The organism is Planococcus sp. BI3, from assembly GCF_056680115.1.
In genome coordinates this window covers 1,744,118-1,760,830 of the sequence record NZ_CM155266.1, presented here as the reverse complement: position 1 = coordinate 1,760,830, position 16,713 = coordinate 1,744,118, and the positions used below count along the sequence as shown (strand labels likewise).

Annotated in this window: 14 protein-coding genes; 9 read left to right on the top strand and 5 right to left on the bottom strand. The window is 48.6% G+C overall.

The genetic code is table 11. The features are described 5' to 3' along the window. The first annotated feature begins 191 nt into the window (after window positions 1–191). Window positions 192–1,040: a 5'-methylthioadenosine/S-adenosylhomocysteine nucleosidase gene (gene mtnN, locus AC1MEO_RS08890; protein ID WP_480336062.1), complete on the top strand. Its 849-nt coding sequence runs from the start codon at window positions 192–194 to the stop codon at window positions 1,038–1,040. Between the two features lie 225 nt (window positions 1,041–1,265). Here mtnN and AC1MEO_RS08885 read toward each other — a convergent pair whose 3' ends face one another. Then, window positions 1,266–1,766: a BsuPI-related putative proteinase inhibitor gene (locus tag AC1MEO_RS08885; protein WP_480335708.1), complete on the bottom strand. Its 501-nt coding sequence runs from the start codon at window positions 1,764–1,766 to the stop codon at window positions 1,266–1,268. 210 nt (window positions 1,767–1,976) lie between these two features. On the opposite strand from AC1MEO_RS08885, the gene AC1MEO_RS08880 reads away from it, so the two are divergent. Further along, window positions 1,977–3,197 (top strand): aminotransferase-like domain-containing protein, encoded by a 1,221-nt coding sequence (locus tag AC1MEO_RS08880; RefSeq protein WP_480335706.1) that lies wholly within the window; start codon window positions 1,977–1,979, stop codon window positions 3,195–3,197. Between the two features lie 299 nt (window positions 3,198–3,496). Then, window positions 3,497–5,053 carry a class I adenylate-forming enzyme family protein gene (locus tag AC1MEO_RS08875; RefSeq protein WP_480335703.1) on the top strand — a complete coding sequence of 519 codons (1,557 nt, stop codon included), beginning with the start codon at window positions 3,497–3,499 and terminating at the stop codon, window positions 5,051–5,053. A gap of 61 nt (window positions 5,054–5,114) precedes the next feature. On the opposite strand, the gene AC1MEO_RS08870 is transcribed toward AC1MEO_RS08875, so the two are convergent. Continuing rightward, the gene (locus AC1MEO_RS08870) at window positions 5,115–6,002 is read right to left on the bottom strand and encodes a fructose bisphosphate aldolase (protein WP_480335701.1); all 888 of its coding nucleotides are present in this window, start codon (window positions 6,000–6,002) and stop codon (window positions 5,115–5,117) included. A gap of 274 nt (window positions 6,003–6,276) precedes the next feature. Continuing rightward, entirely contained in the window at window positions 6,277–7,749 is a 1,473-nt protein-coding gene (locus AC1MEO_RS08865; protein ID WP_480335699.1) for a protein adenylyltransferase SelO, read from the bottom strand. Window positions 7,750–7,892: 143 nt separating this feature from the next. Here AC1MEO_RS08865 and AC1MEO_RS08860 point away from each other — a divergent pair, with 143 nt between their 5' ends. The 6 genes from AC1MEO_RS08860 (at window position 7,893) to AC1MEO_RS08835 (ending at window position 14,561) form a co-directional block, all read left to right on the top strand. After that, window positions 7,893–8,504 (top strand): type 1 glutamine amidotransferase family protein, encoded by a 612-nt coding sequence (locus tag AC1MEO_RS08860; protein WP_480335697.1) that lies wholly within the window; start codon window positions 7,893–7,895, stop codon window positions 8,502–8,504. A 153-nt stretch (window positions 8,505–8,657) separates the two neighbouring features. Beyond that, entirely contained in the window at window positions 8,658–9,347 is a 690-nt protein-coding gene (locus AC1MEO_RS08855; RefSeq protein ID WP_480335696.1) for a response regulator, read from the top strand. Continuing rightward, entirely contained in the window at window positions 9,340–10,356 is a 1,017-nt protein-coding gene (locus AC1MEO_RS08850; RefSeq protein ID WP_480335695.1) for a sensor histidine kinase, read from the top strand. Before AC1MEO_RS08855 ends, AC1MEO_RS08850 begins: the two co-directional genes overlap by 8 nt. Before the next feature lie 143 nt (window positions 10,357–10,499). Continuing rightward, the gene (locus tag AC1MEO_RS08845; protein ID WP_480335693.1) at window positions 10,500–11,267 is read left to right on the top strand and encodes an ABC transporter ATP-binding protein; all 768 of its coding nucleotides are present in this window, start codon (window positions 10,500–10,502) and stop codon (window positions 11,265–11,267) included. Further along, window positions 11,260–13,242 (top strand): FtsX-like permease family protein, encoded by a 1,983-nt coding sequence (locus AC1MEO_RS08840; RefSeq protein WP_480335691.1) that lies wholly within the window; start codon window positions 11,260–11,262, stop codon window positions 13,240–13,242. Before AC1MEO_RS08845 ends, AC1MEO_RS08840 begins: the two co-directional genes overlap by 8 nt. A gap of 197 nt (window positions 13,243–13,439) precedes the next feature. Beyond that, a complete protein-coding gene (locus AC1MEO_RS08835; RefSeq protein WP_480335689.1) occupies window positions 13,440–14,561 on the top strand; it encodes an NADH-dependent flavin oxidoreductase in 1,122 nt (373 codons plus the stop codon). A gap of 77 nt (window positions 14,562–14,638) precedes the next feature. On the opposite strand, the gene AC1MEO_RS08830 is transcribed toward AC1MEO_RS08835, so the two are convergent. After that, a complete protein-coding gene (locus AC1MEO_RS08830; RefSeq protein WP_480335687.1) occupies window positions 14,639–15,547 on the bottom strand; it encodes a DMT family transporter in 909 nt (302 codons plus the stop codon). 140 nt (window positions 15,548–15,687) lie between these two features. Continuing rightward, the gene (locus AC1MEO_RS08825) at window positions 15,688–16,701 is read right to left on the bottom strand and encodes an STAS domain-containing protein (protein ID WP_480335685.1); all 1,014 of its coding nucleotides are present in this window, start codon (window positions 16,699–16,701) and stop codon (window positions 15,688–15,690) included. Window positions 16,702–16,713 lie beyond the last annotated feature (12 nt).

Below are 16,713 nucleotides of genomic sequence, written 5' to 3'. Positions count from 1 at the left end.
TGCTTGGCGTGTGAAACAGCTCTCCTCCTTCAATTTATACTTTGGCTCCTAAAGATCCGGAAGGTAGAATATACCGTTACAGGGCCTTTTTTCTTTGGCCGCATTGCCGCTGAGCAGACATCAAGGAGGAATTTCACATGAAAAAGATCCAATCGAAAACAGGATTCAGCAATCGCATTTTATTATTCATCATGGCCATGATCTTATTGGCGGTGCTCGCTGGATGCAGTTCAGCAGGTGAAGCTGAAGCAACTGAAGAAAAAGAAGAAACCAAACGGCCAATCTTAATACAGGGACCCATGCCGATCGAAGCTGAAACCTTTGCGGAGCGCCTTGAAAACGTGAAAATAGAAGAATCAGGTTCAACCTATGAATTTTATATCGGTACGGTGGACGGCTATCCAGTCATCGTTTCGAAAACAGGCAAAGGCATGGAAAATGCGGCAGCTTCTACAGCAATCGCTATTGAAAAATACAACCCGGCCGCCATCATCAACCAAGGAACCTCAGGCGGGCACGATCCGGAACTGAATGTGTTCGATATTGTGCTTGGCGAACGCACTGTCAACATCGGTTCGATGAAAACGGGAGACCGTGCAGCAGGTGAAGGCATTGAACCGACTGAATGGAAGCCGATGGACGTCATGGCTTCTGAAGGAAGTGCAGGAGAAGACCCGAATGCAGAAAAAGCCCGTTATTATGAAGGGGATGCTGATCTATTGGCTGCAGCGAACGCAGTGAAGGACAGCTATACCAAAGGCAAAATTGTCGAAGGGACAATCGGCTCAGCTGACCTGTGGAATAACGAAGTGGACCGCATCAATTGGTTCCATGAAAATTACGGCACGTCAGTTGAAGAAATGGAATCGGCATCTGTTGCAATGATTTCAAAAGCCTATGATGTACCGTTCCTGGCAATCCGAATTCTGTCGAACAACAAAACCAACGACGGCGCTTACAACGCAGACACGGCAATAGCCAATCAGGAATATGTTTATGAAGTCGTGAAAGAGTACATTACATTCTTGGAAAGTAAATAAAAAGAAACCTCGATTCAGCAGGACGCCATCGATATAAAAGCAGAAAATAATTTGATCGTCTGAGCTGAAGTGAATAGAATGGCGATCATCAGTGATATTGAGGTGATGCTGGCTAAGCGAATTACCAAACGATAAAAAAGGCCATCCGCGCGATGGCCTTTTTTAGGTCTTTACATAGGTTACGGGCAGTAGAGACAGGGTCTTCCTGCTGATTGAAGCTTCCCTTTATTCCACCACGTGCTCGGTGCTGACTTCATAAGTTTCGCCTTGCCGAGGTGTCAGCCAAGCGGTCAGCTCATAGGTACCGGGTTCCAGTTCAAGCGGCGGAATCTCGAACTCATAACTCAGCTCGTCGCCTTGATCGACAGTTTCTTCACCCAAAGCCTGCAGGTAGACGCTGACGGATGAAAAGAGGAAAACCTCTTCGCCGTTTTCATTTGCCAGGGAAAAGTCGTAGCGCTGGCTGCTGGTGAATTCGAATGTCTGCGATTCTCCTGTCTCATTGACTAAACTATAACGATAGGTCTCGTCGTTGACTTGCTCGATATCGGGTTCCATTTCTCCTTCTGTACTGCCTCCTGTCGTTTCATCGTTTGTATCGGGTTCTTCGATCGCTGGCTCTTCAGAAGAGTTTTCTGTGTCGTTCTCCTGTCCGCTGCCGCAAGCTGCCAAAATTAAAACGGCCATCAGAAGTAAAAAGGCTCCCAGCCAAAATTTATTTTTCATGGATATGCCTCCTCGTGTGCTAAGAAATAAGTCGATCACTTAAGCATAAGAACGTTAAAGCGCCTGAAAAGTTACAGAGCTCATTAGATAGCACAGGGAATGGGCTGAGTATTTTCAGGACAGCCTACACATTGCGGACCGCACCCTGTAGAATAAAGAATAAGAGATTTCACATTATTCCATCAGTCAGACGAAAGGGGAACGACCTACGTGAAAACAGATTTCCATTTTTCAAAAGATATTGAAATAGCTTTTAAAAATGACCCGCCTGGCCAGTGGCTCTCGACATTGCCGCCTGGCTGCCTGCGGCTCAGTTCGGGTTATCCAGCACCAGGCTTAGTTCCTTCTGAAGAAATCAAATTAGCCGTGGTCCGTTTGCTTGATGAAGAACGGGACTTGCCGCTTCATTACCTTGGCAGTCCGCGGGTGCCGCAGCTGAAGGAATTCCTTCGGGACCGCATGGCACAGCGTGGAGTTCGAGCAGCAGAGGAAGAACTTCTCGTAACTTCCGGTGCCTGCCAAGCCATTGACTTGATTGCCCGTGTTCTATTGGACGATGAAGCTGTCGTGGCCGTTGAATCGCCGACCTATATGGAAGCGCTGGAAATTTTCCAGAACTATACAGAGCATTATATAACCGTGCCGATTGATGAAAATGGACTGCAGACCCAGCTGTTGGCGGAACTGTTGGCCGACCGTAAAGAAAAAGGGCAGCCATTGCCAAGACTGCTGTATACCATTCCGACTTACCAGAATCCGACCGGAACAACGCTGTCGCTGGAACGCAGACAGCATGTACTGGAACTTGCAGAACAATACGATTTCATCATTTTGGAAGATGATGCCTACGGAGAACTTGGCTTTCATGACCGTCCACAGCTTTTGAAAGCAATGGACACCAATAACCGCGTGCTTTACGTGGGTTCATTATCAAAAGTGGTGGCTCCTGGCATGCGGATTGGCTGGGTGGTGGCGGATAAACGGATAACCGATCCCTTGAATTGGTTCAAGAAGGACCTGAACCACCCATTCGATCAGGCGACTATGGCTTCGTACCTGGAAGTGACGGATTTTGATGGGCACCTGAAATTCCTGACAGACGCCTACGAGGCCAAATGCTCGACCATGCTGTCGGCTTTAGAGGAGTTTTTACCGCCGGCGGTTTCCTGGTTCGTTCCAAAAGGCGGGTATTTCGTTTGGATCAAAATTCCGGGTGTCGATACTTCGGAATTGCTGCCGGAAGCATTGGCTGCAGGGGTTTCCTTTGTGCCAGGCAAATACTTTTTTCTGAATCAGCAGGAAGGTCTCGAGTATCTTCGGTTGTCATTCAGCTATGCGAGCGAAGAAGAAATCGTCAAAGGAGTAGAATTGCTTGGGCAGGTGGCGGGAGTGAACATCCCCCAGCCAAAAAATAGCATCGATCAGCAATAAAAAAACGCTGCTCAGAGAGCTTTCTATCCCATGCTGACAGTTAAGTGGAAATAAAAATATATACTTTCAAAACGCGCTCATTGCTTTAGCAATAGAGCGTGTTTTTGGATTTTACAGGCTTTTGCTAGAAGCGATCGTGGAAAACCATAATTGACTATATTTTCTGAATACGGTAAAGTTAAATATACTATTTAAGGAAATATGGAAATTTCTAACGGCATCCAAAGCAGTCGGAATTTCTGAGACGGGAGAAGTAGGGACAGCAAGAGAAACCAATTGACCTAAAAGGAGGAGATCACATGAACATCACGGCATCACTCACACAAAACGCTAAACGTTTTCCAGACAAGATGGCAATCACTTGTGAAGGGCGAACGTATTCGTATCAGGAGCTGAATGAAGAGGTCAACCGCTTAGCGAACGGACTGATGGATGCAGGGCTGCAAAAAGGTGATAGGGTTTCGCTGTTTATGAAAAACTCCGATCATTACGTCCTGGCTTTTTTTGCAGTGCTGAAAGCTGGAGGCGTTGCTGTGCCGGTCAATTATCGGCTGAGTCCCGATGAGAGCAGCTATATTTTCGGGCAATCCGAAAGCCGGTTCATCTTTTGCGATGCTGAGTTTGAACGGGTGATTGCCGAAGGGAAAGAGCAGGCTGCTTCGCTTCAACAGGTCATTGTTCATCCCGCAGCTGGCAGTGCCGATCATCTCAGCTGGGAAAGCGTATTAAGTGAAAATGCGCTGGAGCCTTCAATTGAGGTGCTGAGTACCGATGACGCTGAAATCCTTTACACTTCGGGCACTACCGGACAACCTAAAGGTGCGCTATTTGATCATCAACGCCTAGCAAATGTCAGCGCTTCATTTGTTTTTGGAGTTGAACTTGGCGCCCGTGACCGTCTTCTTCACGCAGTGCCACTTTTCCACTCGGCCCAATTGAACCTGTTTCTGGTAACGGGCATCCTGCTTGGAACATCCAATATCATCTTGCGCGACTTCCATCCGGAAAAAGCCATGGAACTTATCAAGGAATTCCAGGTTACTGTTTTCTTTGGCTTGCCGGATATGTACAGTGGCTTGCTGCAAGTACCGGATACAGGAGGAACTGATTTGTCTTCTGTCAAAAAATGCATGTACGGGGCAGATCCGATTGATCCCGATCTTGTCAAAAAGGCGATGGACTTTTTTGGCCACCAGCAATTCTATAATTTATGCTTGTTGACTGAAGGGGGACCGGGTGGTGTCTTCCTGTTGCCAGAACAGCACGAAACCAAATTGGGCTCTGGCGGCAAGCCGATGTATTTCACTGAAGTGCGTGTGGTGGACGAAGAGTTTATGGACGTCCAGCCTGGAACCATCGGCGAGTTTGTCATCAAAGGCAATACGGTTATGAAGGAATACTACAACAAGCCGGAGGAAACCGAAGAGGCTTTCAAAAACGGCTGGCTGCTGACAGGTGATCTGGCGACAATTGATGAAGATGGATTTATCTCGCTTGTGGACCGCAAAGCCGATCGCATCATTTCGGCCGGAGAAAATATTTATTCCATTGAAGTGGAGCGGGTCATCAATAGCCATCCACAAGTTGCGGAAGCTGCGACGGTCGGCATACCGGAAGAGGAATGGGGCGAAATCGTTGGTGTCATCATTGTCCCGAAAGAAGGGGAAACCATTGATGAAGAACAATTGATGGATTATTTCCTGGAGCACCTGCCAGGCTATAAAATTCCGCGGAAATATATGATTGCGGAATCTTTGCCCCGAAACTCCTCCGGGAAAATTATGAAATACCAATTGCGCGAACTGCATATCAGTGAATTCGAGTGGTTCCGGAAAATTCCGGAGAGCCGGTATTAAGCTTCCTATATAAAAAGATGCCCCGCAGCCTTCATTGGCTGCGGGGCATCTTTTTATGTTTTCACGTAATGGAAGCTTCGTAAATGCCTTTGATGGAATTTTCCAGCATGGCGTTGAATTCTTCATCCGATTGGCTCGCGCTGACGCCTTCGGATAATGCGCGGGAGAAGCTGGCGATCAGTCCTTCGTTGGCCGCCAATTTTTGGTTGGCGTCGTCTCGCTTATAGCCGCCGGAAAGCGCGACTACCCGAACCACACGTGGGTGGTCGATCAATTCCTTGTAGTAATTATCGACTGCCGGAATAGTGATTTTGATCATGACGTTCTGATCCTCACTCAACTGATCCAAGTGCTTCAGCATTTCCTCTTTAAGGATTTTTTCGGATTGTTCTTTGTCTTTGCTGTTGATATCGACTTCAGGCTCAAGAATGGGCACGAGACCAGCTGCAAGAATCTGCTTGCCGATTTCAAATTGCTGCTCGACCACTTTCTTGATGCCTTCAGGGTTTGCTTCCTTGATCACGGAACGCATTTTCGTTCCGAAGATATTTCGTTCATTGGCCCGCTTTAACACGTCGTCCAAGTCTGAAATCAGCTTCATGACCTGAACGCCATTTTCTTCATCGGCCAGCCCTTTGTCGACTTTCAGAAAAGGCACGACGCCTTTTTCCTTCCATAAGTAGTCGGGAGTATACTGGCCTTCCACTTTGCGGTCCATCGTCTGTTCGAAAAGGATTGCGCCGATGATCGAATCGGAATTGAAGGAAGGAGCCGTCATGACGCGTGTACGCATTTCATGGATCAAATCATACATTTCTTCTTCCGTTGAATATTGATCTTCCGATACGCCGTAAAGCGCCAATGCTTTCGGTGTGCTGCCGCCACTTTGGTCAAGCGCAGCAATAAAGCCTTTGCCGTTTTTTACAAATTCCATTTGTTCCTGATTCATGATCCCAGCTCCTTAGATAATTTTTTTGGTAAGTAATCACTTCATCTTAAAAAATTACTGCAAAGAACCTCTTTCACTGAATATTGTAACAATATAAAGAGGAAACTACAAAAAGAATTTTTTTACTGATTGGGCAGTGATTAGGATTTGCCTTTATGGATATTCCGCCCCCTTTATTTATTCACAAGGAAGGGCGGATAAAAAGTGTCTTTTGCGATGGAATGGCAGTTTAAACGCCGGATAACCATGGAGTTTGCTATCCACTTCCCCGCATTCACGTCCCGCAGAAAGTCTGGTACGGACCGTTTGTCGGCCCGGCTGGTTCAGTGTACGCTTCTTGCGCTGGAGTGTGGGCATACGGATCGGCCAGCACCGCAAGCAAACGGTGCAGGACGCTGTAATCCCCCTGGAATTCCGCCGCCGCTAAAGCCTCCTCTACACGATGGTTGCGGGGGATGACCGCCGGATTGCTGTCGCGCATCAATTGATGGCTCCTTTCCGGTGATTCTTCCTGCCGCTCCAGGCGTGCCTGCCAAGAGCCCAGCCACTGCTTGAATTCCGCTGCTTCGAACAATTCGCTGCCCTGCAGCTTATCGAAAGTCAGCGCCCGGAAGGTGTTGGTGTAATCGGCACTATGCGCGTGCATCAGATTGAGCAGCTCTTCCGCCAACGTGGAATCTTCGGCTTCTTCATTGAAGAGTCCGAGTTTTCCGCGCAGGCCGGCAAGCCAGTGGCTCTGGAACTGTTCGATGTAGTTGGTGAGCTCATCCTGTGCCATGCTGACCGCTTCCTCCGGAGTATCGTGCAGCAACGGCAGCAAACTTTCGGCAAAACGGGCCAAATTCCAGCCAGCAATCATCGGTTGGTTGCCGTAAGCATAGCGCCCCTGGACGTCAATTGAACTGAAGACAGTCTTTGGATCAAAGCTGTCCATGAATGCGCAAGGCCCGTAGTCAATCGTTTCTCCGCTGATCGCCATATTGTCGGTGTTCATGACACCGTGAATAAAACCAGCCAGCTGCCATTTGGCAAGCAGTGCGGCCTGCCGCTTGATGACTTCCTGCAACAGCGCCAAGTAAGGGTTCGCAACGTTCCCGATATAAGGGAAGTGGCGTTCTATTGCATAATCAGCCAGCGCTTTCAAATCGTCTTTCGTCCCAAATCGTGAAGCGTACTGGAACGTGCCGACGCGCAGGTGGCTGTCCGCAACACGCGTCATGACAGCGCCCGGAAGTGCTGTTTCGCGGCGGACCTTCTCACCGGTTTCAACAACAGCAAGGCTGCGGGTAGTTGGAATGCCGAGGCCGTGCATCGCTTCACTGATCAGGTACTCGCGCAGCATCGGCCTTAATGCCGCACGGCCATCGCCGCCCCGGGAATAAGGCGTTCTGCCGGAACCCTTCAATTGGATATCGAGCCGTTTGCCTTCAGGCGTCAGTTGTTCGCCCACCAATAACGCACGGCCGTCGCCCAGCATCGTGAAATTGCCGAATTGATGTCCGGCATAAGCCTGGGCAAGCGGTGTGCTGCCTTCTGGAACCTGGTTCCCGGCAAGAATGGCAACGCCATCTTCACCCTTCAATTCGGAAGGGTCCAGCCCGAGTGTTTCCGCCAATGCTTCATTTAATACAACCAGTTTAGGGGAACGCACCGGATTGACCGTGATTGTGCTATGGAAAATTTCAGGCAGGCGTGAATAGCTGTTGTCCAGCTGCCAGCCGGTATGGGTCAGTTCTTTTTTATGCATGATCGGATTCTCCTTTTTTCATTAGGATGTACTCTTATTATACCCTCTTGAAGCTGTCACTATGTCTCAGCTGTTCGGTGGATTTACCTGTGCTATAATTCAATTAATCAGAAAATTACTATTCGGACGAGAGGAGAAAAGCTATGAGCAACCAAAAGGTATTGTTTGTTCTGCTGGATGAGTTTGCGGACTGGGAAGCAGCTTCCTTGGCGGCTGCGCTGAACGAAGAGCCTGAAGGAGAGGGGCAAAAATTCGATGTCAAGACGGTGTCGTTGACGAAGGACCCGGTCAAGTCGATCGGTGGCTTTACAGTGCTGCCGGATTATGGAGTGGATGAGGCGCCAGAAGATTACGCGGGTCTGATCCTGATCGGCGGCAATTCTTGGCGAAAAAAAGGCAGCGAACGGGTTATGGAACTGGTCGACAAAGCCATTGCAAAAGAAGCGGTGCTTGGCGCAATTTGCGACGCGACGGTATTTCTTGGAAGAAATGGCCTGTTCAATGACATCCCGCATACCAGCAACCACTTGGAAGACCTGAAGGAAACAGCAGGTGACCAGTATACCAACGAAGCCGGCTACCTCCAACAGCAGGCCGTGCGGAGCGGCAACATCATCACCGCCAACGGTTCGGCATTTCTGGAGTTTGGCAAAGAAGTGATGCACGCTTTGAATTCGGCTCCGCAGGAAGAAATCGACGAGTGGTACGTTTTTTTCAAGCAAGGCTACCATGAGTACATGAAAACCAAGCAATAGCCTTGTTGAGCGAACCACCCCTGATTGTGGGGATGCACCCACAATCAGGGGTGGTTTGTTTTTGATGGTGGACTGGAAGAAACTTCGCTAAACTGGGAAGAGGGATAGACGGAATCGATTATTCAATGCAGATTAAAGGATTGGAATGATAAGATGTTCAAAATCATGATTGTGGAAGACGATTTGACGATAGCCGGCATATTGAAGGAAGAGTTGGAAAAATGGAATTATGAAGCTTTTTTGGTGGATGATTTCAGCCGGGTGCTGGAAGAATTCAAAGCCAAGGCACCGCAATTGATCTTATTGGATATCCAGTTGCCGTCTTTCAACGGCTATTACTGGTGCCAGGAAATCCGAAAAGTTTCGCAGGTGCCGATCATTTTCATCTCATCCCGCAACGAAAACATGGATATCGTCATGGCCATCCAGATGGGGGCAGACGATTTTATTGCCAAACCCTTCGATTTGACGGTCGCAGTTGCCAAAACACAGGCGCTTCTCAGACGGACCTACGATTTCAAGGAATCGGATAATTTCTTGAACTTTCACCAGACCCTCCTGAAGCCGGGAGAATCGAAGCTGTTCGCCGGGGATCAGGAAGTGGATTTGACGCGGACAGAACTGAAGATCATGGAACTCTTATTCCTGCAGAAAGGCGACTATGTGACACGGGAAGAAATCATGGTCAAGCTGTGGCAAGACGAGTCATTCATCGATGACAATACATTGGCCGTCAATATTGCCCGGCTGCGGAAAAAACTGGTGAAGGCAGGGCTTGCGGATTTTATCCTGACCAAGAAGAATATCGGCTATGCACTCAATAAGGAGGCGGCCCATGCGTAAAAGTGCAAGAGGCGCTTTGCTCAAGAGCTTTTTGGTGTCGGTCCGGCCACAGCTGTTTCTGTTCATAGGGATGAGCGTCATTTTTGGAGTGGTCTATGCCCTGGGCAGACTTCCGCTGAGTTTATTTTTCTACAGTCTGCAGGTGGCGGCATTTCTGTTGTTGATTTATTTGATCACCGATTATTTCAGGTATGCCAAACGCTACCAGCTGATCCGCAACCTGGAGCTGGTGAATGCCTCAAGCCTCGAAGAGATTCAAGCAGGTTCCGATTCTACCGACCAGCTCTACATAGAAAAGATGGAGTCTTTGCTCGGACAGCTGCGGGAATCCGAAAATTTACATGCAGAACGGCAGACCGATCAGCTGGATTATTTCACATTGTGGCTTCATCAGATCAAAACACCGATTTCCGCCATCAGCCTCCTGACGCAAAGCTCACGGGCAAAAGAAGCCAAGCAGGTTTCACAGGAACTGGTGAGGCTCGAAGATTACACGCATATGGCGCTCAATTACATCAAGTTGGAAGAACCCGGTGCAGCGATGGAATTATCCCTTGTCGATCTGGATGAGGTCGTAAAAAAAGCAATCAAGAAATATTCCATTCTGTTCATCTACAAAGGCATTCGGCTCGATTACCAGCCACTCGGAATGAACGTGCTGTCCGATGGCCAATGGCTGCAGAATTTGCTCGAGCAGATTTTATCGAACAGCTTGAAGTACACACAAGAAGGCTCAATCTCCATTTACCGGGATCCGAACAATGCAGAAACATTGATCATTGAAGACACCGGCATGGGCATCCGTTCAGAAGACCTGCCGAAGATATTCAATAAAGGCTATTCCGGCATGAACGGCCGCCTTCACGAGAAATCCACAGGACTGGGTTTGTTTCTCAGCAAAAAGATCTGCCGGCGCCTCGGCCACGGATTGGCAATCGACTCAAAGCCCGGCCAGGGAACCCGCGTCGCCATCGATATGTCGCGTGAAGAGCTGCAGGTCTTTGATTAAATAGGTTTTGAGCTGATTATCACAAAAAGCGACCTTTCCCAAGCAATCTTACGAAACCGTAAGATTGCCTTTCTGTTTGTAAGGATAGGTACAGGCAGCCCGTTCGATCCTGCAGTATGATTAAAAGCAAGGAGGGGTTGGCAATGACCTTATTAGAAATCAAGAACTTGAAGAAAGTCTATACGGCAAAATTTTCAAATCAGCAGACAGAAGCACTGACAACCGTCAATTTTTCAATCGAGGCAGGCGAATTCGTTTCCATCATGGGGGAATCGGGGTCAGGCAAGACGACGTTGCTGAACATCATTTCCACGTTGGACGATGCGACATCGGGCGAAGTGTTTCTGGATGGCAAACCGTTATCGAAAATCAAAGATAAAGAGATTTCCGCATTCCGCAGAAACACCTTGGGTTTTGTTTTTCAGGATTTCAATCTTTTGGATAACTTTTCGATTCGCGACAATATCCTGCTGCCGCTGGTGCTGTCGAAAACGCCGGTTGCAGAAATGGAAGCACGGCTGCTGCCAATTGTGAAGAATCTTGGAATTGAAGCCCATATCGATAAGTTCCCTTATGAAGTATCGGGCGGGCAGAAGCAGCGGGTTGCTGTGGCACGCGCCTTGATCACTCAGCCTAAAATCATTTTGGCTGATGAACCGACGGGTGCGCTGGATTCAAAAGCTTCACAGAACTTGATGGAAACCCTGACAGGCATCAACGAAACCGGACAAACCATTTTAATGGTGACCCATAGTGCCCGTGCGGCAAGTTTTTCCAACCGCATCCTGTTTATCCGGGATGGCGCAGTCTATCATGAAATTTACCGGGGCGATGCACCTGCTGATCAGTTCATGGATCGCATTTCGAAGTCCCTGAAGGTCTTGTCCAGCCGGGAGGAGCAGGATGAATAACCGTTTTTTCTCTTCGCTGGCGCTGCGCAACATCAAATCGAACAAACAATTATACATTCCGTATTTATTGTCTTCGAGCACCATCATCATGATGTTTTACTTGATGGCCTCACTTTTAACCAATGAATTCGTACAGGAACGTTCAAGTTCCTTATCCCCGCTGTTTATGATCGGTACGGTGGTGATCGGAATCTTTTCGGTTATCTTCATTCTTTATACAAACAGTTTCCTGATTAAACGCAGAAAAAAGGAAATCGGCTTGTATGGCATTTTAGGGCTGGAGAAAAAGCATATAGCGAAGCTCCTATTTTTTGAAACACTCTTTACAAGCTTTTTGAGCATTGCGGCAGGGCTGGTTGGAGGGCTGGTTTTCGGAAGGCTGTTCTTTATGCTGCTGAATTATTTGGTCAGGTTGCCTGTGGACATCACGTATTCGACGTCAGGCTCTATTGTTTTGGCGACGACGGGTTTATTTCTGCTGATTTTCGGCATGACGTTTCTGTATAATGTCAGCCAATTCACTTTTGCCAATCCGATCAAATTGCTGAAAGGCAAGCAGGAAGGCGAAAAAGAACCGAAAGGCTCGATCATCCTGTTTATTCTGTCACTTGGTCTTCTGGCCTGGGGCTACTGGATTTCCGTGACGATTCCTGATCCGCTTGAAGCCATGACGAAATTTTTTCTGGCAGTGCTGCTGGTCATCATCGGCACATACCTATTATTCATCTCAGGATCGATTTTCATTCTAAAAGCCTTAAAGCGGAACAAGCAGATCTACTACCGGCCCGGCGCTTTCATCTCCATCTCAGGTATGCTGTACCGCATGAAGCAGAATGCCGTGGGGCTTGCAAATATCTGCATCCTGGCGACCATGGTCATCATTTCGGTTTCAACGACGGTGACAATTTTTATCGGGGCAGAGGAAGCTCTGGAAAACCAGTATCCTTATGAAAATAATATGACCCTTTTCGGTGATGTCGATGATGTCGAAGAGATGAATACACGCTTTTATGAGCTTCAGGACAAAGTTGGAGCTAAGGTGGAAGCCGAAGGGCTGGAAGTGACGGACAACGAAAGTTACCGCTATACAAACTTTTTCGGCAGTTTACAAGGCAAAGAATTTGTGTTCGATCAAAGCTATAATGACCAAAAGAATCCGATTGTGCTGACGGTCATCCCGCTTGAAGACTTCAACCAGCTGACAGGGAAATCCTATACGCTTGAAGACGGCGCAGCGCTCTATTACCATTCGACAAAAACCTACAAAGAAAGTGAACTGACAATTGGCGGGAAAACGTACCGGGCAGCCGGAATCGACAACCAATTCGGAGCGGCTATGGATTTAACGGAATCCATGGCACTTGTAGTACCTGATGCTTCCCATCTGCTGGAGATGCAAAGCGATTTCAACGAGCGATTTCCGGAAAGCAATTATTTGACCATTGATGCGGAAATTGGTTGGAATACCTCAGGTACTGAAGAGCAGAAAGAAGTATTGGCCCAAAAGCTGAACAATGAGTATGGCTGGGAAGCAGAAGGAAACAGCCTTTACAATTCCCGCCTCCTCCAACGTGAGGAATGGTATGGCATGAACGGGGGGTTCCTGTTCCTTGGGATATTCCTGGGGCTCTTATTTACCATCGGCACCGTACTGATCACGTATTTCAAACAAGTATCTGAAGGATTTGACGACCGGGAGAAGTTCCAGATCATGCAAAAGGTCGGATTAGACAAGGAAATGATCCAGGAATCCACACGTTCCCAGATTATCTGGATGTTCTTCTTGCCGATTGGCATCGCCACAATCCATGTCATTTTCGCTTATCCGATTGTCCGAAAGCTGCTGCTGATTTTCGGTGTGACAAACGAAACCACCTGGCTGTTGTCATTCGTCGGAGTGGTCATCGCATTTGCGGCCATTTACTGGCTGATTTATCGCCTCACCTCGCGCGTCTATTACAGCATCGTTAAATGAATTGCATACAAACAGCCGTCCGGCCAGACATTCAGTCGCCGGACGGCTTTTACCTATCAGCCAAAAGGCTGAACTTTTATTGCTGCCAAGCAGATGCATCTCCTTTTGTTTATTTATCGGTTACGATGATAGTAATGGAGACGTCAGGCTTGCCGGCGCCTTGGGATGGGTAAAGAGATAGTCAAGGAGGAATTTATATGACCCTTACAACACAAAATATATTTGAACCGTTCACATTCACATCGGGCCTGACCTTGAAAAATCGGGTTCTGATGGCACCGATGACGACCTCGTCTTCGGATCCGAATGGCGATGTTACAGAGGATGAATTGAGTTATTACAAGCGGCGTGCCGAAAGCGGGCTGGGAGCTGTCATTACAGCCTGTGCACATGTCGAACCGCTCGGTGTCGGATTTCCTGATCCCTTAGGTGCTGACAGCGATGAACGGATCGGCAGCCTGGCCCGCTTGGCCGCGTCCATTCAAGAAGGCGGCGCCAAAGCGATTCTGCAGCTCTACCATGCAGGCCGCATGTCAAACGAAGAAGTGCTGAAAGGCGTGCAGCCGGTTGCACCGAGTACTGTGCCAGCGCCGCGCCCCAATGCGGCAACTCCGCGTGAAATGACCGAAGAAGAAATCGCGGCAACAATCGCGGCATTCGGTGAAGCGACGAGACGTGCGATCCAGGCAGGTTTTGATGGCGTCGAAATCCATGGTGCCAATACCTATTTGATCCAGCAATTCTTCTCTCCGCATTCCAATGTCCGCACCGATAAATGGGGCGGCGATGTCACCGCACGCATGGCATTTCCGCTTGCAGTCATCCAATCTATCCAGGAAGCGGTCGCAGAACATGCCGATAAACCATTTGTGGTCGGCTACCGCATCAGCCCGGAAGAACGAGAAGAACCAGGGATCACGATGGACGATACCTTGAAGTTCCTGAGCGCCATCGCTGATCAGGGCATCGACTATATCCATGTATCCGTCGGCAGATTTTTCGGGGGATCGATCCGCGAAGAAGATAACCGGTCGCGCGTGGAAATGATTCAGCAACATATCGGCGACCGTGTGCCGGTAATTGGCGTAGGCGGCCTGCAGACGCTGAAGCAAGTGAAGGAAGCGTTGGAAATCACGCCGCTGGTCTCGCTTGGCCATGCATTGATCATGGATCCGGATTGGTTGGCAAAGGTTCAAAAGAGCCGGGACGAAGAAATCTTCCAGGCGATCCACTTGAGCAAAAAAGAACAGCTGGATATTCCAGAGAACCTGTGGAAGATGGTGACCAATGCACCGGGCTGGTTCCGGGTCGAGGAGTAATCAGGCAATAGGCAAAGCTTCTCTCAAAAAAACAGCGTCACCTGAAGTAATTCCAGGTGACGCTGTTTTAATTTTCGTTACGAAGTTTCGGCTGGTTTTCCGGAAAGCACACGATGTTTTCGGCCCATTACATTGACGATCATGACACCGGCGATGGCGATGGCGCCGCCGATGAGCGACAAGGGAGTCGGCAGTTCGTGAAGCCACATCCAGGCAACGACAATCGCCACTGCCGGTTCCAGGTAAATCAGGCTCGAGACAGAGCTGGCGTTGGCCAGTGACAAGGCGGTTGCCCAGGTCACATAGGCGATTGCGGCTGGGAATATGCCAACGTACAGTATTGCCAGATGGGCTTCCAAAGTGGCAGACTGCATGGCAGTGAACAGGCCGGGTGAGAAGGTGAGAAACGGCAAAGTGCCGGCCCATGTAAAGTAGGCGGTCAACTCAATCGCGGAATAACGCGCCAGCAGCGGCTTCTGGAAAACAAAGAAAATGGCTGATGCAAATGCAGCGATCAATACCAGCAAAGCACCATTGGTCAGGGTAAGAGAAGCGCCTGCTGACCCGAACGTGATAAACAGGATCCCGATAAAGCCGATGCCAAGGCCCATCCAGCCAAAGCTGGTCAATCGTTCCTTTAAAATGAACGCAGCAATCAACGCAGTAAAGATCGGACCGGAACCGACCAGCATGCCGGCGGTACCGGCAGAAATCGTCTCCATTCCAAAGGTGACGAAGATATGGTAGACACTGATGCCGATCCATCCCAGTACCAGGATCCGGAGAATGTCGCCTTTACGGGGCAGGCGGAATTTCGTTCCCGGCCAGAGTGCATAAATCAGGAACAAAGCCGAAGCAATCAGGAAGCGGACCAGCACATTTTGTCCAGCGTCATAGCCGCCCTGAAGCCCGACACGGATGGCTGCGAAGGAAGACCCCCATATTAAAACAGAAAATAATGCCAGTGAAAAAGCTTTTGCGTTCAAGTGATCTCCTCCATTAACCATCGATCGATCCAATGGCTATCCTGTCCATCATAATAAAACAGACAGGAATTAGTATATTCTTTTCTGGAGGAAATGTCTCTAAGAAGAAGCGGTAATGACTGGAAATCCAGACTGCTGTTTCAGACGATTTTCCGTCCGCTCCGTCCAAGCGCATAGTAGATTCCGTGCTGCAGGCTTTGCAGAGATTCGAAAGCCTTCAAGCTATTCTGGGACTGCGCAATGATGATTGCCAGTTCCGGTGAAATGCCGACAAGGATGACTTCTGTTCCGAGAAGCCTGGCGGATGCTCCCAGCTTATCGATCAGGGAAGCGGTATGCTCCGTTATGTGCTGGTTCAGCCCGGTCAGATCAACCAGCAGGTATTCGGCTTTGTGTTTCGGGAGTTCGCTCAAGGTTTTGAATATCAAATCTTCTGTCCGCTGTTCGTCATAGGTGCCGATCATCGGCACTACGATAATGCCTTCAAGCACAGGAATGATAGGGGAGGAGAGCTCTTTCACTAAATTCTGCAGAGCTTTCGTATGCTCGTCCACTAACGCTTCCAGCTTCCGGATTTGATCGGCTTCCTGTTTTCGGGACAGTTCATGGATATTTTGCTGGACCGTCACCTCGGAAGGGAAATACTCGACGATGCTATAGGGAGTATCTTCTTTTTGGTACTGGATGATTTTATACCAGAAATTGATGCCGAATAAACCTGACAACACCCCTGCATAATGCGAAGGGACGAAGATGCCTTCTGAATCCTTGCTCTTCAGCAGGTTCATTTTATATTCCCAGTCATTTTGTATATGCATCGTGAAGGTGTTTTTTTCAGCATCCATTTCGACGATTTCAACTTTTCCCCATCCGGCAGGAGCGTATGTATTGGAAATCCACTCGACAACGTTCGATGCATCAATCTGCTTCATGTCTTTGAACCCTTCACCTACGATAACCCCTTGGCGGAATCCGGTTGTTTCCAAGACAAGTTGCGTCGCTTCTATACCTGAAATATCTTTGATCGTATCAAAGAAAGTTTCCATAGCAGTCGTCCAGAAAAAGACAACATCGCCACCTTCAAAAAGAGCTTCTCCTGTTTCCAAATCCCATTTGAGTTCTATGCCGCCCACATTAACGCTTTTTTTACTCATGCAAAAAATTCC

Coding starts and splice junctions, on each gene's coding strand:
- AC1MEO_RS08845 (WP_480335693.1), top strand. CDS start 10,500: ATGACCTTATTAGAAATCAAGAACTTGAAGAAAGTCTATACGGCAAAA.
- AC1MEO_RS08850 (WP_480335695.1), top strand. CDS start 9,340: ATGCGTAAAAGTGCAAGAGGCGCTTTGCTCAAGAGCTTTTTGGTGTCG.
- AC1MEO_RS08875 (WP_480335703.1), top strand. CDS start 3,497: ATGAACATCACGGCATCACTCACACAAAACGCTAAACGTTTTCCAGAC.
- AC1MEO_RS08835 (WP_480335689.1), top strand. CDS start 13,440: ATGACCCTTACAACACAAAATATATTTGAACCGTTCACATTCACATCG.
- AC1MEO_RS08840 (WP_480335691.1), top strand. CDS start 11,260: ATGAATAACCGTTTTTTCTCTTCGCTGGCGCTGCGCAACATCAAATCG.
- AC1MEO_RS08860 (WP_480335697.1), top strand. CDS start 7,893: ATGAGCAACCAAAAGGTATTGTTTGTTCTGCTGGATGAGTTTGCGGAC.
- AC1MEO_RS08865 (WP_480335699.1), bottom strand. CDS start 7,749: ATGCATAAAAAAGAACTGACCCATACCGGCTGGCAGCTGGACAACAGC.
- mtnN (WP_480336062.1), top strand. CDS start 192: ATGGCCATGATCTTATTGGCGGTGCTCGCTGGATGCAGTTCAGCAGGT.
- AC1MEO_RS08855 (WP_480335696.1), top strand. CDS start 8,658: ATGTTCAAAATCATGATTGTGGAAGACGATTTGACGATAGCCGGCATA.
- AC1MEO_RS08870 (WP_480335701.1), bottom strand. CDS start 6,002: ATGAATCAGGAACAAATGGAATTTGTAAAAAACGGCAAAGGCTTTATT.
- AC1MEO_RS08825 (WP_480335685.1), bottom strand. CDS start 16,701: ATGAGTAAAAAAAGCGTTAATGTGGGCGGCATAGAACTCAAATGGGAT.
- AC1MEO_RS08885 (WP_480335708.1), bottom strand. CDS start 1,766: ATGAAAAATAAATTTTGGCTGGGAGCCTTTTTACTTCTGATGGCCGTT.